Below are 16,819 nucleotides of genomic sequence, written 5' to 3'. Positions count from 1 at the left end.
TCAACGACTCGAAGACCTGTCACCGGGTGTTCCAGGCGGGTTCTCGTTCTCGTTCGTGTTCGGTGTTGAGGGCTTTGTCGACGGCTTGGTAGTCGTGGTGGGGTGAGCGCCATTTGGCGTAGGGGTCCCACCATCCGGGTCCGCGGATCTCGGGGAGTCCGTCGCGCATGCGGATCTTCCAGATGCCTTCGTCGAGAGTTCTATGGTGGTGCCAGCACAACGGGACGCCGTTGCTGGTGTGGGTGGGGCCGCCGCGGGCGTGTTCGTGCACGTGGTGGATCTCGCACCATTCGGCGGGCACGTCGCATCCGGGGATGAGGCATTCGCGGTCTCTGAGCACGATCGCCCGCCGTTGGGTCGCGTTGAACAACCGCGCACTCGTGCCGATGCCCACGATCGCCCCCTTCTCATCGAACAGCACCCGTTGCACACCCCCGGCGCACCCGGCATGATCGGCCGCACCGAGGGGGACGTCGTATCCGGCACCTTCGACCCTGGCCCGCCCGGTGCGGTGGGCGAAGTCGGCGGCGGTGACGGAGACGACCAGGGTCGGTGCGGCACCACCCAGTGTCGGCATGCCCCCGGACGCGGCAGCGACCATCAGGACCGTCGCGAACGCGTCATGACGCTTCTGCGCGTGCGTGCGCAGATCCGCCAACTCCACCGGCGGCGATTTCGCTTTGTGCGGTTCGAGCCCGTCGGCACGATCCGAATACTCCTCCGCCCCGTACTCGGTGCTGTCACTGGAGTACTTCGCCGCAAACCCATCGTCACCGCCGCCGTTGACGTCGCCGCCATCGTCGTCACCGCCGCTGCTGTCGCTCTCGTCGGTGTCCCTGTCGCTGTCGGTGTCTCTGTCTCTGTCGCCGGCGCCGCGTTCTCCGTCCCCATCATCGGTGGGGCGGAAGCGCACCGTGGAGCCGGAGGCTTTGTCTTCGGCTTTCGGGTTCATCAGCGCATCGATGAGTTTCTGCAACTGCGCCGCGACCTCCGGCAACAACTCTCCCCGCACCGGCACAGACCCGTCCCGCAGCTTCCCGATCGTGAAATGCCGGCGCCGCTTCCCGGCCCGATCCGACGGCTCCGCCCCATCCGGATCCAACCGCGCCACGATATGCGCCGCCAACGCGGCAAGCTCATCCGTCGTCGGCGCCGGCGCCCGCTCCCCGGATACCGAACCATCCAACGGCAGCCCGCAAGCGAAGCGTGCGAGCACCGCATCCGCCGCCCACCGGTCCGCGGCCCCGATCCGAGACGCCTTCAACAGCGGGGTCGTGCATGCCAGGAACCCGCCCACCGACAAGACCCCGTCCGCGAGCGCCGCCGCCAACTCCGGAAACTTCCCCGGCAACACCCCACCCGAGGTGAGATCCGTCTCCCGGTGCACGGCCCCCGCCGCCGCCACGTACCGCCGCGCGGTCGGCCCATCCACGAGCAGCGTGCGCCGCAGCACCTCGGCCGCGTCACGGCATCCCGCCCGCGTCGACAACCGCCCGTCCCGCTCGCACTGATCCCGATCCACGATCCGCTCCGTGACCGCCACGACCGCACCATCCACCCGCCGCAACACGCGACCCAACACCCGGATCGCATCCAACAACTCCGCATCACCGGCGAAACGCAGACCATCACCCGCAGCAGAAGAACCCATCGCCTCGGCCAACAACCGATCGACACCCTCCAACTCATCCGCCAGTGATCTCATACCCCCATTCAACCCAGGGCCACCGACATTCAAACCCCAGGTCAGGAGCTATTCACGAACCGTGGAGAACCACCCGATATGGCTGGTCTGTGGAGGACGAGTCGAGCACTCGGGCGCACCGTTCGCACGATGCACGCGACACCCTGCGTGTTCACCACCCACCAGAGCGATTCCTGGCGCGACCATACGCTCCCGCCGCGGAGCGGCATCCCGGAACGCTAGCCGAGCAGATCCACCGGGTTCACGACATCCGCGATCATCAGCAGTGCACCCATCCCGATCAGCAGCACCGCGACGACCACCGTGAGCGGCACGAGCCGCGTGGCATCCACAGGAGCGGGAGGCGGGCGGCGGAACAGCTTCGCCCAGGCGCGCCGTATCCCGTCCCACAGGGCCACGACGACGTGCCCGCCGTCCAGCGGCAGCAGCGGGATCAGGTTGAAGACGAAGAGCGCGATGTTGAGCGACCCCAGCAGGTTGAGCAGCACGACGAACCTGTTCAGCACAGGAGCGTCCGTCGCCGCGACCTCACCCGCGAGGCGGCCGACGCCGACCACGCTCAGCGGACCGTCGGGATCCCGGTCGGACCCGGTGAACAGCGACACCCCGACGTCCCACAGCTTCACCGGCAGGGTCGCGATCAGGCCGACCACCCGCCCGACGTTCTCGCCGGCGAGTTCCGGACCGACACCGATCGGCTGCGGCACATAGCCCATCTGAGACAGCATTCCGACGTAACCGACCTCGGCGATGATCTGCGTGCCGTCCTCATCGAGCAGCGGCTGCCCTGACGCATCCGTCAGTTCCCGCTCGGCACGGATGGGCGTGATCGTCAGATCGACACGCTCACCGTCTCGCAGCACGACCAGGTCGAGGCGTTCCCCCGGAGCCGCCTGCACTATCTCGGTCGCTTCTGCGAACGTCGACACGGGCGTTCCGCCCACCGAGACCAGCACATCCCCCGGGAGCACCCCTGCCTCCGCGGCCGGCGTCGCCGGATCGCCCGCTTCGCACTCGGTCTGCGACGTGCCGGCGGGCAGCACGCACTCGTTGACCCCGGCGATCGTCGTCGTGCCCTGCTGCAGCCCGATACCCGATGCGAGCACCGTGAAGATGATGACGGCGAGGATCAGGTTCATGACCGGACCGCCGAGCATCACGACGATCCGTTTCCACATCGGCAGTCTGTAGAAGACGCGTTCCTCCGCGCCCTCCGCGATCGTCTCGTCGTTCGCCGAGCGGGCGTCCTGGACGAGCGTGCGGAACAGTCCGCGCACAGGCTTGCCGTCGGACGCCGGATACATTCCGGACATCGAGATGAAGCCGCCGAGCGGCAGCATCTTGAATCCGTACTCCGTCTCGCCGATCTTCTTCGACCACAGGCGCGGACCGAAACCGATCATGTACTGCCCCACGCGCACACCGAAGAGCTTGGCGGGCACGAGATGTCCGATCTCGTGCAGACCGATCGACAGACCGAGTCCGACCAGCATGAACAGGATGCCGGCGATGTACAGCAGGATTTCCACGTCCCCACGCTACTGCGCGCGGACTAGGAATCCGCCGCATAGGGTGGAGTCGTGACCTCTCGGCAGCTGCGACTCCTCCGTGGAGCCGCCGCATCGTCGATCGCGACGATCATCGCCGCCGTCTCGCACACGATCGGCGGCGGGGCTCCCCCGCACCCTCTGCTCGTGATCGCTCTGAGCGTGTTCCTGACGCCGCTCGCGGCACTTCTGGTCGGACGCACGTCCCGCGTCGGCCGCCTGAGCGCTGCGGTCGCTGTCTCGCAGACGATCTTCCACGTCCTCTTCGTCGCGCTCGGCGCCACAGCCTCGGCCACAGCGGCGACGGGCCACCACCATGTCCTCGCCCTGGACCCGCTCTCGTCGACAGTCGCCCCTGACGCCGGCATGCTCGGCGCCCACGTCATCGCCGCCGCTGTCACCGTCGCGATGCTCTGGCGGGGCGAACGCCTTCTGCGTCTCATCAGGGACTGGGTGCGAGCGGCGCTGCGCGCACGGATGCCGCGGCCGCACACCGGCTGGCTGCCTCCTGCTTCGCTCGCCACCTCGGCGCGTCGATTCGTCTCGAGCATCCGCACCGGTGACATCTCGCTGCGCGGGCCACCCGCCTTCTCCCGCGGCTGATCAGCCGCACGTGCTCAACGCCGTCCGAGACCACACCGGCTCACGGCATCCATCCGCGGATCGAACGCGCCGTCGGCGCGCCCGCACGCAGAATCTGATCTGCACAGGAACACAGGAGAAACTCATGTCCCGAATCACCCGCCGCGGCGTCGTCATCGCCGCCCTCGCCACCGGTCTCGTCCTCGCCGCGCCCGCCGCGGCCCAGGCCCATGTCGGAGTCAGCCCCGACGCCGTCGCACCTGGCGCCTCCACCGTGCTGAACTTCGCGTTCACCCACGGTTGCGAGGAATCACCGACCACCGCACTGCGGATCACGATGCCAGAGGGGCTGGCGTCGGTCTCCCCGACCGTCGACAGCAACTGGGACATCGCGATCGAGCGCGCCGACAACGGTCTCGTCTCGGCCGTCACCTACACCGCGCTCTCCCCGATCCCGACCGGGCTTCAGGGCGTCGCGAGCATGGCGGTGCAGATCGCCGACGACGCCCCGGAGTCACTGGCATTCCCCGTGGAACAGACCTGCGAGAGCGGAGTGAACGAATGGGTCGAGATCGCCGAGGACGGCGCCGACCCGCACGATCTCGAATCGCCCGCGCCGGTGGTGACCGTCGCTGCGAGCGGCGAGAGCGCAGCGGATGCCGCGCACACCGGCCACTCGGATGCCCAGGAGCAGACGTCGCAGCAGACATCCGACTCATCCCCGGTGGGCACGATCCTCGGCGGCGCAGGACTGCTGGCCGGCATCGCCGCCCTCGTGGTCGCGGTGCTCGCGTACCGACGCGCGGCCTGACCCATCGTGCGGCTGCGAGAGGCGTGCCTGAGCGCGTCCCTCGCAGCCGCTCGTGAGATCATTGTGGTGCCATGTCGACCACACAGCCCAGCCTTCCTCCCGTGCTCCGCCCCGATGCTCCGCCACAGCGGAATCTGACGGATCTCGCCACCCGCTTCGCCACCGCCACCCGCGGCGACACCAGCGGGGTCATCCTCACCGGCATCACTCTCGCGACCGCCGATCTCCGCGCCGGAGAGGCGTTCGTCGCCATCCAGGGCGTGAATCAGCACGGAGCGGTGTTCGCTCCCGCAGCCGCGGAGAAGGGCGCCGTCGCCATCATCACGGATGAGGCCGGCGCCGACATCGCGGGCAACATCGGTCTGCCGATCGTGATCGTCGACGATCCGCGTGGCGTGCTCGGTGCGCTCAGCGCCTGGGTCTACGGCACCGGAGCCGAGGACGATCTGCCGCTGCTGTTCGCGACCACGGGCACGAACGGCAAGACGAGCGTCTCGCACCTGCTGGAGGGCATCCTCGACCAGCTCGGCGTCGTCACCGGGCTCTCCTCCACTGCCGAGCGGCACATCGCCGGCGAGGTCATCGTCTCCAGACTGACCACACCCGAGGCATCCGAGATGCACGCACTCCTCGCGCTCATGCGCGAGCGCGAGGTCGAAGCCGTCGCCGTCGAGGTGAGCGCGCAGGCCCTGTCGCGCAAGCGCGTCGACGGGCTCGTGTTCGATGTCGCAGGTTTCACGAACCTCAGCCACGACCACCTCGACGACTACGCCGACATGGAGGAGTACTTCGCAGCGAAGCTCCCCCTGTTCAAGCCGGACCGCTCCAGGCGCGCCGTGATCTGCCTCGACTCCGCCTCCGGCGTCGACGTGGTCGCCGCCGCCGAGGTCCCCGTCGTCACCGTGGGCACCCCCGCGATCGCCGCCGATGCGTCCGTCGCGGCCGGCGCGGACTGGGTGGTCACGATCGACGAGGAGCGTCAGCGCGGTACTCGTTTCACGATGACCGGCCCGGAGGGGCGCACCCTCACCACGGTCGTACCGGTGATCGGTCCGCACATGGCGGCCAACGCCGCCCTCGCGATCGTCATGCTGCTCGAGGGCGGATACGACTGGGAGCGCATCACCGCGGCCCTCGAGCGCGACGGACGCATCGAAGCGTACCTGCCGGGGCGCACCGAGCTCGTGTCCGGCGACAGCGGCCCCGCCGTGTTCGTCGACTTCGGGCACTCACCCGATGCGTTCGAGAAGACCCTCGCCGCGATCCGTCGCGTCACTCCCGGGCGCACGCTGATGCTGTTCGGAGCCGACGGCGACCGCGACGCCACCAAGCGCCACGACATGGGTCGTACGGCAGTCCTGGGCAGCGACATCCTCGTCGTCACCGACCACCATCCGCGCTTCGAAGACCCGGAGTCGATCCGCGCCACACTCATCGAGGGCGCGCGGATGGCACGTCCGGATGCCGATATCCATGAGTACTCCCCGCCGGAGAAGGCGATCATCGCCGCTGTCGGCCTCGTCGGCGACGGCGACGCGATCCTCTGGGCCGGCCCCGGCCACCAGGACTACCGCGACATCCGCGGCGTGCGCACCCCGTACTCGGCGCGCGAGCTCGCCCGCCGTGCGCTGCGCGACGCCGGATGGCCTGTGCCAGAGCCGCACTGGCCGGTGCCGTACCCCGACTGAGTCGGACGAGACGTCACTGCCGCGCGATCAGACGATCCGCTGTCGCCCGCGCCCAGGCCTCGGCCTCGGCCAGCGACTCGACGGTGAGCCGGTCGGGCGCTTCATGGGTGTCGACCACCCTCGCGATCGTGTCGACGATGCCGAGGAATGACAGCCGACCCTCGTGGAACGCGTCCACCGCCTGCTCGTTCGCCGCGTTGAAGACCGCGGGGAACGTGCCGCCGGCGCGCCCCACGCTCTTGGCCAGGGCCACGGACGGGAACGCCGCGTCGTCGAGCGGCTCGAAGTCCCAGCTGCCGGCCTTCGTCCAGTCCAGCGGACGACCGACCCCGCCGATCCGGTGCGGCCAGTCCAGCGACAGGGAGATCGGCAGGCGCATGTCGGGCGGGGACGCCTGGGCGATCGTGGAGCCGTCGATGAACTCGACCATCGAGTGGACGATCGACTGCGGGTGCACGACCACCTGGATGTCTTCGTAGTCGACGTCGAAGAGCAGATGCGCCTCGATGACCTCGAGGCCTTTGTTGACCAGTGTGGCGGAGTTGGTCGTGACCATGCGCCCCATCGCCCAGGTCGGGTGCGCGAGCGCCTCGGCCGGCGTGATCGTCGTCATCTCGTCGCGCCGGCGTCCACGGAACGGCCCGCCGGATGCTGTGACCACCAGTCGCCTGATCTCGGAATGCGTCCCGGAGCGCAGCGCCTGAGCGAGCGCGGAGTGCTCGGAGTCGACCGGCACGATCTGCCCCTCGGCGGCCGCCGACTTCACCAGCTCGCCACCGACGATCAGCGACTCCTTGTTGGCGAGGGCGAGCGTTCGTCCTGCCTTCAACGCCGCGAGCGTCGATCCGAGCCCGATGGAGCCCGTGATCGCGTTGAGCACCACGTCGGCCTCGACGTCGCGCACCAGTTGCTCCGCCTGCTCGGCGCCGAGCGCCGTGTCCTCGACCTGGAACTGCTCGGCCTGGCGGCCGAGCGTCTCCGCATCGCTGCCTGCGGCGAGTCCGACCAGTTCGAACCGACGAGGGTTGGCGCGGATCACATCCAGTGCCTGAGTGCCGATGGAACCGGTGGAGCCGAGGACGATGATGCGACGCATACCGTCAGCCTATTGCGCGTGCACGGCCTTCGCCGTGAGGGCGGTCGCCTATGCGGCGGCCGGGTGCATCGTCGCGAGGATGTCGATCACGAAGACCAGCGTCTGGCCCTTGAGGTCCTCCTCGTTGATCTCGCCCTCGCCGTACCCTGCCGCCGGCGGGATGACGACCAGCACCTGAGAGCCGACCTTCTGCCCCGCCAGCGCCTGGACGAACCCTGGCACGTAGCCGTTGCCCTCGCTGGTGATCGGCGCGCCGTTGGCCCATGAGGAGTCGAACGTCTCGCCGCTCTCCCAACCCACTCCGTGGTACTGGAGCAGCGTCGTGTCGCCCTCGCCGACGGCGATGCCGTCGCCCTGCTTGAGCACCGAGATCTGCACCTCGGTGGGAGCGGGCGCATCCGGGATCTCGATCGTCGGGGCTCCGTCGTCGTCGAGCGTGACCGCCGGCATGCCTGCGACCGGAGCCTGCTCCTCGCCCCATGCCGCGGTGGGCACGATGTCGAGCACGTCGAGGATGTAGTACTGCGCTGCGGCGTCCTCCGTCGTCGGGAAGACGATCGACAGTCGCGAACCGACGCTCGCGCATCCGATGAGCTGTCCGAGCGGCGCATCGGCCGTGAGCGCGGCCGGAAGAAGCTCACCGTCCGTGTAGCCGGCATCGCCGAGGCGCTCGCCGGTGTCGCCGTCGAATGCGCTCAGTGCGTAGCTGACGTAGTCGCCCTCGGCGATCGTGTCGCCGTCGCCCTCGCTGACCACGGTGCGCTCCGCGGCCTCCACCGTCTGTCCCAGCTCGAACGTCGCCGTCGATGCGCTGCCGAAATCGCCATCGACCGTGACGCCGTCCGAGGCGTCACCCGACTCGACTGCCGCCGAGCAGAGGGCGGCGGATGGCGCCTCGGTCTCGTCGCCTGTCGAGCCCTCGGTTCCCGTGCATCCGGCCAGCAGCATGGTCGCGACGGTGATGGTGGACAGAGCGATGAGCGGACGATTGCGCACGGTGGGACCTCATGATCGTGGGGAGGGACACTCCATACTGTCGTATTCGCCTTTGCCCGCGCTGAGAGGCGCGCACGATCGGCGCGCTCGGAACAGGGCCGGTCTCATTCCATGTGTGGCATGGATCGCGGAGTAGCCTGATCTGATGACCTCTGAGCAGTCTGCCGTGCCCGAGCCGACCGAAGACTCGGATCAGGAGCAGGCAGCCGACGAGGCATCCGTCCCCCGCAAGGCAGGGGCCACCTATGCGTTGGGTCGGGCGATCATCGGATCGCTTGCCCGCCTCGTCTACCGTCCGCACGTCGAGGGACGCGATCGCGTCCCCCTGGACGGTCCCGTGATCTTCGCGAGCAATCACCTGTCGTTCATCGACTCGATCGCGATACCGGTCGCCGCCCCTCGCCCCGTGCACTTCCTCGCCAAGTCGTCGTACTTCGAGGGGACGGGGTTCAAGGGAGCGGTCATGCGCACCTTCTTCCAGTCCATCGGTGCCATCGCGGTGAATCGAGGCGCAGGGCAGGCCGCCCTCGACGCACTGGACCAGCAGCGGCGGCTTCTCGACCAGGGGCTCGCCGTCGCTCTCTATCCGGAAGGCACCCGCTCCACGGACGGTCGCCTGTACAAGGGCCGCACTGGAGTGGCCTTCCTCGCCCTTCAGACCGGGGCACCCGTGGTACCGGTCGGACTCATCGGCACGGACCGGGCCATGCCGAAGGGCGCCAGGATGCCGTCGCTGAGCGAGCGGATCACCGTGCGCTTCGGCGAACCGATCGACGTGACGGTGCACGGCCCGGCCGGCAGCGGCAAGGCGAGGAGACTCGCGACCGACCAGATCATGACGGCCATCCACGCGTTGAGCGGTCAGGAGCTCGCCGGCGTGTACAACGAGCCACCCGCCCAGGGGCCGATCGAGAAGATCAAGCAGGCCCTTCCGCACGAGCGGCGGTGACGTTCGCCTCATGGCGGACCGGGAAGTTCACCGAGTTCGCGATGAAGCACATCCGATGAGCGTCCTCGTGCGCGCGCTCGGCGGCCTCGATCATCGACTCTTCGGCCACGACCACCTCTGGCCGCAGCAGCACATCGGTGAAGGCTCCTCCGCCCTTTCCGTCCTCGCGCATCACGCCGCTCGCACGGTCGCGGTACGACACGACGACGACCCCTGCAGTCACGCACGCATGCAGATACGACAGCAGATGGCACTCGGAGAGCGAGGCGATCAGCAGGTCCTCCGGGTTCCAGCGGGTGGGGTCGCCTCTGAAGGGTCTGTCCGCTGAGGCCAGCAGCTCCTGCTTGCCGTCGATCTCGATCGTGACATCCCTGGAGTAGTCCCGGTACCCGCTGGTCCCGGTTCCCCGATTGCCCTGCCAGGTGGCGGTGAGTTCGTACCGATGTTCGCCGATCGTCATGCGCTCAGTCTGACACGGTGCGGCTCGGCACCGGCGAAGACGTCGGCGCTAGGCTGGACGGGTGCTGGAGACTCTCACTGTCGCGGATGCTGTCGAACTCGCCGTCGTCGAACGCAGCGGATTCATCGAATCCCGCCATGCCGGATCGGCGATCGTGCTCACACCGGACGGCGACGTCGTCAAGCGGCTGGGGAATCCGGACGCGCTGATCCTTCCTCGCTCCAGCCTGAAGCCACTCCAGGCGGTGGCCTGCGTCACGGCCGGCGCCGAACTGAGCGGTGCCCAGCTCGCCATGTCGACCGCGAGCCATACCGGCACCGACCGCCACGCCGATGTCGTCCGCGAGATCCTGACCGCGGGTGGACTGACGGAGGACGACCTCGCATGCCCGCCCGCATGGCCGAGTGATTCCGCGAGCCGCGACGAGCTGATCCGCGAGCACGGGAGCGCATCGCGCATCCGGATGAACTGCTCTGGCAAGCATGCCGCGATGCTGCGCGCATGCGTGGCGACCGGCTGGTCCACCGACGGATACCTCCACACGGCGCATCCGCTGCAGTCGCACATCCGTGAGGTGGTCGAACGTCTCACCGGCGAGAAGATCGCGCACACAGCCGTCGACGGCTGCGGAGCACCGGTCCACGCCATCACGCTCGCCGGGCTGGGCCGCGCCATCCATCGCATCGGGTCGGCGTCCGAGCGCTCCCCCTTCGCCCTGCACCGCGTCGCAGGCACCCTTGTGAGAGCGGTCAAGGAGAACCCCTGGACGATCGAGGGCCCCGGTCGTCCGGACACGATCGCGATCGAGACGCTCGGGGTGTTCGCCAAGAGCGGCGCGGAGGGCGTCACCGTCATGGTCGCTCCCGACGGTACGACCGTCGCGCTCAAGATGCTCGACGGCAGCGCACGAGCACTCACGATCGTCGCCGCGACGCTGCTCGCTCGCGCTGGAGCGCTGAGCGAGGCCGATCTGGCGACGCTGTCCAACGCACTTCCCCTCGCCGTCCTCGGCGGTGGGAGCGACGTCGGGATGATCCGTCCCGGCGCCGCCGTCTGATGCCCTGACCCGGGGCAATGAGCCCTCAACGCCGAGGGAGAAGAGGAGCCACGATGAGGATCAGCGTCCCCACCGAGGTCAAGAACAACGAGTACCGCGTCGCTCTGACGCCTGCGGGCGTGCACGATCTGGTGCGCTCCGGCCACGAGGTCTTCGTGCAGTCCGGAGCGGGTCTGGGCTCGTCGATGCCGGACACCGAGTACGCCGACGCCGGTGCGACGCTGCTGGACGATGCTGCGGAGGTGTGGTCGCGCGCCGAGCTGCTGCTCAAGGTGAAGGAGCCGATCGCCGGCGAATACCAGCACTTCCGCGACGATCTCACGCTGTTCACCTATCTTCACCTGGCTGCGGATCGTCCGCTCACGGAGCGGCTTCTCGCCGACCGCGTGACGGCGATCGCCTATGAGACCGTGCAGCTGCCCGGCGGCGGCCTCCCCCTGCTCGCGCCCATGAGCGAGGTGGCCGGGAGGTTGGCTCCCCTCGTCGGCGCGAACACGCTGATGCGTTCCAACGGTGGACTCGGGCTGCTCATGTCGGGCGTGCCCGGTACACGGCCTGCGACCGTCACCGTGATCGGCGGCGGCGTCGCCGGCGCGAACGCAGCCGTCATCGCGAGCGGGATGGGTGCGGACGTCACGATCTTCGACACGAACATCCCGCGCCTGCGCACGCTGGACGATCACTTCAGCGGCCGTGTGAAGACCGCCGCTTCCAATCCGCTGGATCTTCGTCGCGCCGTGATCGACTCGGACCTCGTCATCGGGTCGGTGCTGATCCCCGGGGCCCGCGCGCCGAAGCTCGTCACGAACGAGATGGTCGCTCAGATGCGACCTGGCAGCGTGCTCGTCGACATAGCCGTCGACCAGGGCGGCTGTTTCGAGGACACGCATCCGACCACGCATGACGATCCGACCTTCCCCGTGCACGGCACCGTGTTCTACTGCGTGGCGAACATGCCAGGGGCGGTGCCGAACACATCGACGTCCGCGCTGACCAACGCCACGCTGCCGTACGTGCGCCAGATCGCGGCGCGCGGATGGCAGGACGCGTTGAGCGCCGATCCCGCGCTCGCCGGCGGACTCAACGTCGCGAACGGCGCCGTGATCAACGACGGTGTGGCCGTCGCGCACGGTATGTCGGCCCAGTCGGTCGACTCCCTCATGTGACGTCGAGTGCGGGGATGACCACACGCCGCGGGGCCAGTCCATCGTGCATGGACCATGCCCGACCGGCGTGCGGCCTCGCGTAGGGCGGCAGCTCGCGAGTGCCGGCGAAGGTGCGCAGCTCTGCCGCGCATTCGGCGAGGAACAGCATCTCGCCCTCGAGCCGGATGCGCTGCCACAGCGTCCATTGCCGCTGCCAGCTGTCCGCATCACCGACCAGGATCGTCGCCCTGTCGGAGGTCTGCACCGGCTCCTGCCCGTGATCCTTGACGAAGGACACGACGTGATCCGGATACGCCTCTCGCAACCGCTCCACCACCCGTCCTGCGCCGAGCGCGATGACACCGACGACTCGCGCGATCGGCATCCAGCGCTCGAGGCGGTCCCGGACGACGGTGCCCCCGCCCGCCGGTGGATCCGTCCAGGCGATCTGCACCTCGTGCTGTCCGAGTCTGCCTCGACCGGCGGGACGGTCACGGCGGTAGGCCTCGGCGTCGCCGCCCGCGGCGAGATGCTCCATCTTGGTGCCCATTCGCAGCAGCATCCGCGAGGGCAGCGCCTCGATCACCCGAGCGGTCTGTCCGGATGCGCGACCGGTCGTCACGACCACCGTGCAGCCGCGCGCCGCAGCGGAGCGCACCAGCTTCTCCATGCGCTCGAGGAACGCCTGCCCGTATTCCACGGGGAACGCCGCGACGAGCTGATCGAGGTCGTCGCACAGGACGAGCGCAGGAGAGCCGCCCGCGGCGTCGAGGACGTCTTCCAATGCGTCCCATGCGCGTTCGGGGTCAGGTCCCAGGAACACCGGATCGGCCTGCGCCGCGAGGACCCTCAGCACCGACGTCCGCCCCGAACCGCTTCCGCCGACGACGGCCAGGCCGCGGTCGGTGCCGGGCCTCAGCAGCATCGGGGTCTGGCGCTGCCGCTCCGGCTCGTCCGTGAGTCCGAGCAGCAGCGACGCGCCTGGCGGGTGGGCGATGGCGAGCTCGTCGAGATCGAGACGAGCCGGAAGGGCAGGAAGCCACGGGCTCGCCGGTGCCGCAGCATCCGGCCAGCGAGCCCCGATCCCTCGTAGATCGGCCGCACCGGTGAGCGCCACCCGCACGGCGATGGCGGTGGCGTCCTGCGGGCGTCGGACGAAAGCGAGCCCGCGTGAGGCCGCACCTCCGGGCAGTTCGGCTGCATCATCCGATCCGATCACGAGCCGGCTGTCCGACGCTTCTGTCACCCGGAGGCTCACCCGCAGCGGACAGTTGGCGGCGAGCCCGTCTCGAATCACCCCGGCAGCGCGTTGCGTCCCGAGGATGAGGTGCATGCCGAGCGCGCGCCCGCGAGCGGCGACGTCGGTGAACACCGCACCGAGGTCGGGATGCTCCTGCAGCAGCGCCGCGAACTCGTCCACGACGATCACGAGCCTGCCCAGCCTCCCGCCCGCCTCGGTGATGCTCCTGGCTCCGATGTCCGCCAGTGCGGCCTCGCGGCGCCGGAGCTCCGCCGTCAGGCTCTCCACACCGCGCCGTGCTCCCTCCTCGTCGAGGTCGGTCATCACCGCCGCCACATGCGGGAGGGCGCGCAGCGGGTCGAACGCGGTCCCTCCTTTGAAATCCGCCAGGACGAACGTCACCTCGTCGGGTGCGTGAGAGCGTGCCATCGAGGAGATCCATGTGACGAGCAGCTCGCTCTTACCCGACCCGGTCATCCCCGTCACGATCGCGTGCGGCCCGTCCTCCACGAGATCGAGCACGACGTCCGCGCTCTCCGAGCGGCCGATCACCGCCACGAGGCCGGAGCCTTCCGCATCTCCGGGCCGTGTCAGCTCCCCCAGTGCGACGCCGTCCGGCAGATGCGCGGACTGCCCCTCCCGTTCGACGCTGCCGGCGGCGATCGCCACCGCCTGAGCGCGCGACAGGCACTCCACCGCGACGTCTTCGACGCCGGCGGCGGTACGCAGTCGAGCGCCGCCCGGATCGGAGAAGTCGATGACCGTCGTCACACCCTCCGGCACATCCTGGCCTGCATCGCAGATCCGAACCTGCGCCGCAGCATCGACGGAGCCGTCACCGTCGCCGGTCACGACGGCAAGGCGCCACGCCCCACGACGAGCTCGCCCGGCGTGCGGGAACCCGGAGAGCCCCAACGGCTCGAGTCCGTCTCCGACGAGCGCGAGCTGCGCCGGAGCGTGCCGCAGGCACATCTGCACGATCAGAGCCCTGGCAGCAGCAGCCACCACCGGCGCCGGTCCGCGCAGGCATATGCCGCGCCCCAGTGCGACGCTCACCGGTACGTCCGACACCTGTGCCGCGCGCTTCCTGAACGCACGTGCCCGTTCGCTGTCATCGCCGGTCACCCTGAGCGCGCTGCGTCCGGCACCGGAGCCGATCACGACAGGAGTCGATTCGTCTATCGCTCGAAGGTCTCTCAGCGGGGCGTCCCTGAGGCACGCTGCCGCGTCGGGATGAGCACGGCGCAGCTCACGGCGCTCGCTCTGATGCCGGCGCAGCAGGTCCTGCTCTGCGCGGCGCCAACCCGCGGTCTCATCGGCGGCCGCCGCGCGCCGCTCCCGACGCCGGATGCGCAGCCCGTCGAGCAGCGAGGCGGCGATCATCAACGGGCCGAGCGCCGCGAAGCAGAGCGAGAAGATCGAACCGGTGATGAGCCAGAGGACGACACCTGCCGCGATCGGCACCACGGCTGCCAGCACAGGGATCGGCTGACGTCGGGGCTCCGGCGCCGAGACGGGGAGCGTGAGAGGTTCGAGGTCCATGACCTCATTGCACGGCATCCGCGGCCTGCAGATGCCGTTCTCCACAGCTCCGGCGGACTATTCGGCGGTGTCCTCCGCTGTGGAGGACGACTGCTCCGCGGCCTCGTCGGTGGCGCGATCGTGTCCGGTGCGCTGCACCTGCACGATGATCAGCGTGACATTGTCGCGCCCGCCGTTCTCCAGCGCTGCGGCCAGCATGGCGTCGACCGCCACTGCGGGATCGTTCTCCTCCCGCAGGAAGTGCTGGATGCCGTAGTCGGTGAGTTCTTTGGTCAGGCCGTCCGAGCAGATCACGAACCGATCGCCGTCGAGCACCTCGATGCCGAGGTAGTCGGGCGGCGTGAGCTCACTCGCTCCGACGGCGCGGGTGATGACGTTGCTGTACGGGTGGCTCTCCGCCTCTTCCGCACTCAGTCGACCAGAGCTGATCAGTTCCTGAACCACGGAGTGATCGGTTGTCACCTGCACCAGCCGCTCATCGCGCAGCAGGTAGACACGGGAGTCGCCGATGTTCAGCGATATCCACCGCGGCTCGTCCTCGGTCACCTCGAAGAAGACTCCGGTGAGGGTTGTGCCGGTGCCCTCGTCCGTGGTCTCCGGGTGCGCGGCGATGTCGCTCACGGCCTGCTCGAGAGCATTCTCGATGGCGGACGTGCCGACATCGCCCGAGTCCACGACCTCCTGCAGGCGAGCGATCGTGCTCTGGCTCGCGATCTCGCCACCCGCGTGCCCGCCCATGCCGTCGGCGACCACGAACAGCGGGAACTGGGCCAGGAAAGCGTCCTGATTGTTGTCGCGTCGAAGCCCGGTATCCGTCACTCCGGCCCAGGTCAGAACTATCTCGCCGCCATCCGGGGCCGCGACGCGATGGGTCTGCGTGGACGTCTCAGACAAAGGGTTCCTCCGGATTGGATGCGGCGATACGGGCGGCCGCAGGATTCTCACACATCGTAGTGGAACTGCGTCATACCTGCGCGCCAGGGTCGGCGGGCAGAGGGAAGATCCCGTCGATGAGATCGAGGTCGTCGGCGGTCGGCGTCCAGGCGTCCGCGGCGCTCGCATTCGCCTCGATCTGAACCGCCGAGGTCGCCCCTGCGATGACGCTGGAGACCGCCGGCTGTGCCAGAAGCCATCCGAAGGTCGCCTCCAGCATCGTGATGCCCCGCTCGGTGCAGAAATCCCGGTACGCGTCCAACGCGTCCCACGGGGCGTTGTCCCACACGTGCCGGCGCGCGGACATGATCCGACTCGCCTGCGGACCGCCTTCGCGCGAGAACTTGCCCGTCAGCAGTCCGTTGTGCAGCGGGAAATAGGGGAAGAACCCGAGAGCGTGGCGTTCGACGGCCGGCAGCACCTCTCGTTCGGCGGCTCTGGCCAGCAGAGAGTAGTGATTCTGCGCCGAGATGAAGCGCCCGCTCGAGCGCAACCGCGAGGTGAGCTCGGCTTCGGTGATCTGCCACCCTGGGAGATTGGAGTGCCCGTAGTAGCGGATCTTGCCTTCACGGACGAGCTCATCGAGCGCATCCGTCGTCTCCGCGATCGGGGTCTCCGGATCCGGAAGATGAAGCTGGTACAGGTCGATCCAATCCGTCTGCAGACGATGAAGCGACTCCTCTACCGCGCGTCGGATGTAGCGCCGCGATCCGCGTCCGCCGGGGAAGTCGTACCCCATGTCGCGCCCGTGCCCGAACTTCGTCGCCAGCACGATCCGATCCCGACGGCCCTGCAGGGCCTCCCCCATCAGCGACTCGCTGAGCCCGGGGTCCTTGCCGTACATGTCAGCGGTGTCGAAGAAGGTGACTCCGTTCGCGATCGCCGCGTCGATGACCTCTCGTGCACCGTCCAGCGTCTCGGTCGCCGTACCTGCACGACCGAAGTTGTTGCATCCGAGACCTGTCGAAGAGACGAGGAGACCGGAAGCTCCGACCCGACGCTGCGACATGACCATGTGTCCACGCTATCGGACTATCGGTCCGATACGACGAAGGACCCCCGATCTCG

The 16,819-nt window shown here is 68.9% G+C and carries 14 protein-coding genes; 6 read left to right on the top strand and 8 right to left on the bottom strand.

Annotation, left to right across the window (positions count from 1 at the left end):
• Nucleotides 1-19: 19 nt before the first annotated feature.
• Both ACNPNP_RS06800 and ACNPNP_RS06795 read right to left on the bottom strand, forming a co-directional pair.
• Complete coding sequence (locus ACNPNP_RS06800; RefSeq protein WP_448965300.1) at nt 20-1,705, bottom strand: HNH endonuclease signature motif containing protein; 1,686 nt, start codon at nt 1,703-1,705, stop codon at nt 20-22.
• A 218-nt stretch (nt 1,706-1,923) separates the two neighbouring features.
• A complete protein-coding gene (locus ACNPNP_RS06795) occupies nt 1,924-3,234 on the bottom strand; it encodes a M50 family metallopeptidase (protein ID WP_448965299.1) in 1,311 nt (436 codons plus the stop codon).
• Between the two features lie 51 nt (nt 3,235-3,285).
• On the opposite strand from ACNPNP_RS06795, the gene ACNPNP_RS06790 reads away from it, so the two are divergent.
• The 3 genes from ACNPNP_RS06790 to ACNPNP_RS06780 all read left to right on the top strand — a co-directional run bounded on the left by ACNPNP_RS06790 (nt 3,286) and on the right by ACNPNP_RS06780 (nt 6,333).
• The gene (locus ACNPNP_RS06790; protein WP_448965298.1) at nt 3,286-3,855 is read left to right on the top strand and encodes a hypothetical protein; all 570 of its coding nucleotides are present in this window, start codon (nt 3,286-3,288) and stop codon (nt 3,853-3,855) included.
• 124 nt (nt 3,856-3,979) lie between these two features.
• On the top strand, nt 3,980-4,645 hold the full coding sequence (locus tag ACNPNP_RS06785; RefSeq protein WP_448965297.1) for a YcnI family copper-binding membrane protein: 666 nt from the start codon (nt 3,980-3,982) through the stop codon (nt 4,643-4,645).
• 71 nt (nt 4,646-4,716) lie between these two features.
• Nucleotides 4,717-6,333 carry a Mur ligase family protein gene (locus ACNPNP_RS06780; protein ID WP_448965296.1) on the top strand — a complete coding sequence of 539 codons (1,617 nt, stop codon included), beginning with the start codon at nt 4,717-4,719 and terminating at the stop codon, nt 6,331-6,333.
• Nucleotides 6,334-6,346: 13 nt separating this feature from the next.
• On the opposite strand, the gene dxr is transcribed toward ACNPNP_RS06780, so the two are convergent.
• Nucleotides 6,347-7,429 carry a 1-deoxy-D-xylulose-5-phosphate reductoisomerase gene (dxr, locus tag ACNPNP_RS06775; protein WP_448965295.1) on the bottom strand — a complete coding sequence of 361 codons (1,083 nt, stop codon included), beginning with the start codon at nt 7,427-7,429 and terminating at the stop codon, nt 6,347-6,349.
• A 48-nt stretch (nt 7,430-7,477) separates the two neighbouring features.
• The gene (locus tag ACNPNP_RS06770; RefSeq protein ID WP_448965294.1) at nt 7,478-8,425 is read right to left on the bottom strand and encodes an FKBP-type peptidyl-prolyl cis-trans isomerase; all 948 of its coding nucleotides are present in this window, start codon (nt 8,423-8,425) and stop codon (nt 7,478-7,480) included.
• A 145-nt stretch (nt 8,426-8,570) separates the two neighbouring features.
• On the opposite strand from ACNPNP_RS06770, the gene ACNPNP_RS06765 reads away from it, so the two are divergent.
• Entirely contained in the window at nt 8,571-9,374 is an 804-nt protein-coding gene (locus tag ACNPNP_RS06765) for a lysophospholipid acyltransferase family protein (RefSeq protein ID WP_448965293.1), read from the top strand.
• On the opposite strand, the gene ACNPNP_RS06760 is transcribed toward ACNPNP_RS06765, so the two are convergent.
• Entirely contained in the window at nt 9,343-9,834 is a 492-nt protein-coding gene (locus ACNPNP_RS06760) for an OsmC family protein (protein ID WP_448965292.1), read from the bottom strand. The two genes, ACNPNP_RS06765 and ACNPNP_RS06760, sit on opposite strands and share 32 nt — an antisense overlap.
• Before the next feature lie 61 nt (nt 9,835-9,895).
• Between ACNPNP_RS06760 and ACNPNP_RS06755 the strand changes: the two genes are divergently transcribed.
• Entirely contained in the window at nt 9,896-10,891 is a 996-nt protein-coding gene (locus tag ACNPNP_RS06755) for an asparaginase (RefSeq protein ID WP_448965291.1), read from the top strand.
• Between the two features lie 53 nt (nt 10,892-10,944).
• Nucleotides 10,945-12,057, top strand: coding sequence for an alanine dehydrogenase (ald, locus tag ACNPNP_RS06750; protein ID WP_448965290.1), 1,113 nt, complete (start codon nt 10,945-10,947; stop codon nt 12,055-12,057).
• Here ald and ACNPNP_RS06745 read toward each other — a convergent pair.
• From ACNPNP_RS06745 to ACNPNP_RS06735, 3 genes are all read right to left on the bottom strand, one after another.
• Nucleotides 12,050-14,818 (bottom strand): FtsK/SpoIIIE domain-containing protein, encoded by a 2,769-nt coding sequence (locus ACNPNP_RS06745; protein ID WP_448965289.1) that lies wholly within the window; start codon nt 14,816-14,818, stop codon nt 12,050-12,052. The two genes, ald and ACNPNP_RS06745, sit on opposite strands and share 8 nt — an antisense overlap.
• A gap of 57 nt (nt 14,819-14,875) precedes the next feature.
• A complete protein-coding gene (locus ACNPNP_RS06740) occupies nt 14,876-15,712 on the bottom strand; it encodes a PP2C family protein-serine/threonine phosphatase (protein ID WP_448965288.1) in 837 nt (278 codons plus the stop codon).
• A gap of 70 nt (nt 15,713-15,782) precedes the next feature.
• The gene (locus tag ACNPNP_RS06735; RefSeq protein ID WP_448965287.1) at nt 15,783-16,766 is read right to left on the bottom strand and encodes an aldo/keto reductase; all 984 of its coding nucleotides are present in this window, start codon (nt 16,764-16,766) and stop codon (nt 15,783-15,785) included.
• Nucleotides 16,767-16,819 lie beyond the last annotated feature (53 nt).

The sequence above is a fragment of the Microbacterium xerophyticum genome (assembly GCF_053543555.1).
This window is presented reverse-complemented; position numbering and strand designations above follow the sequence as displayed.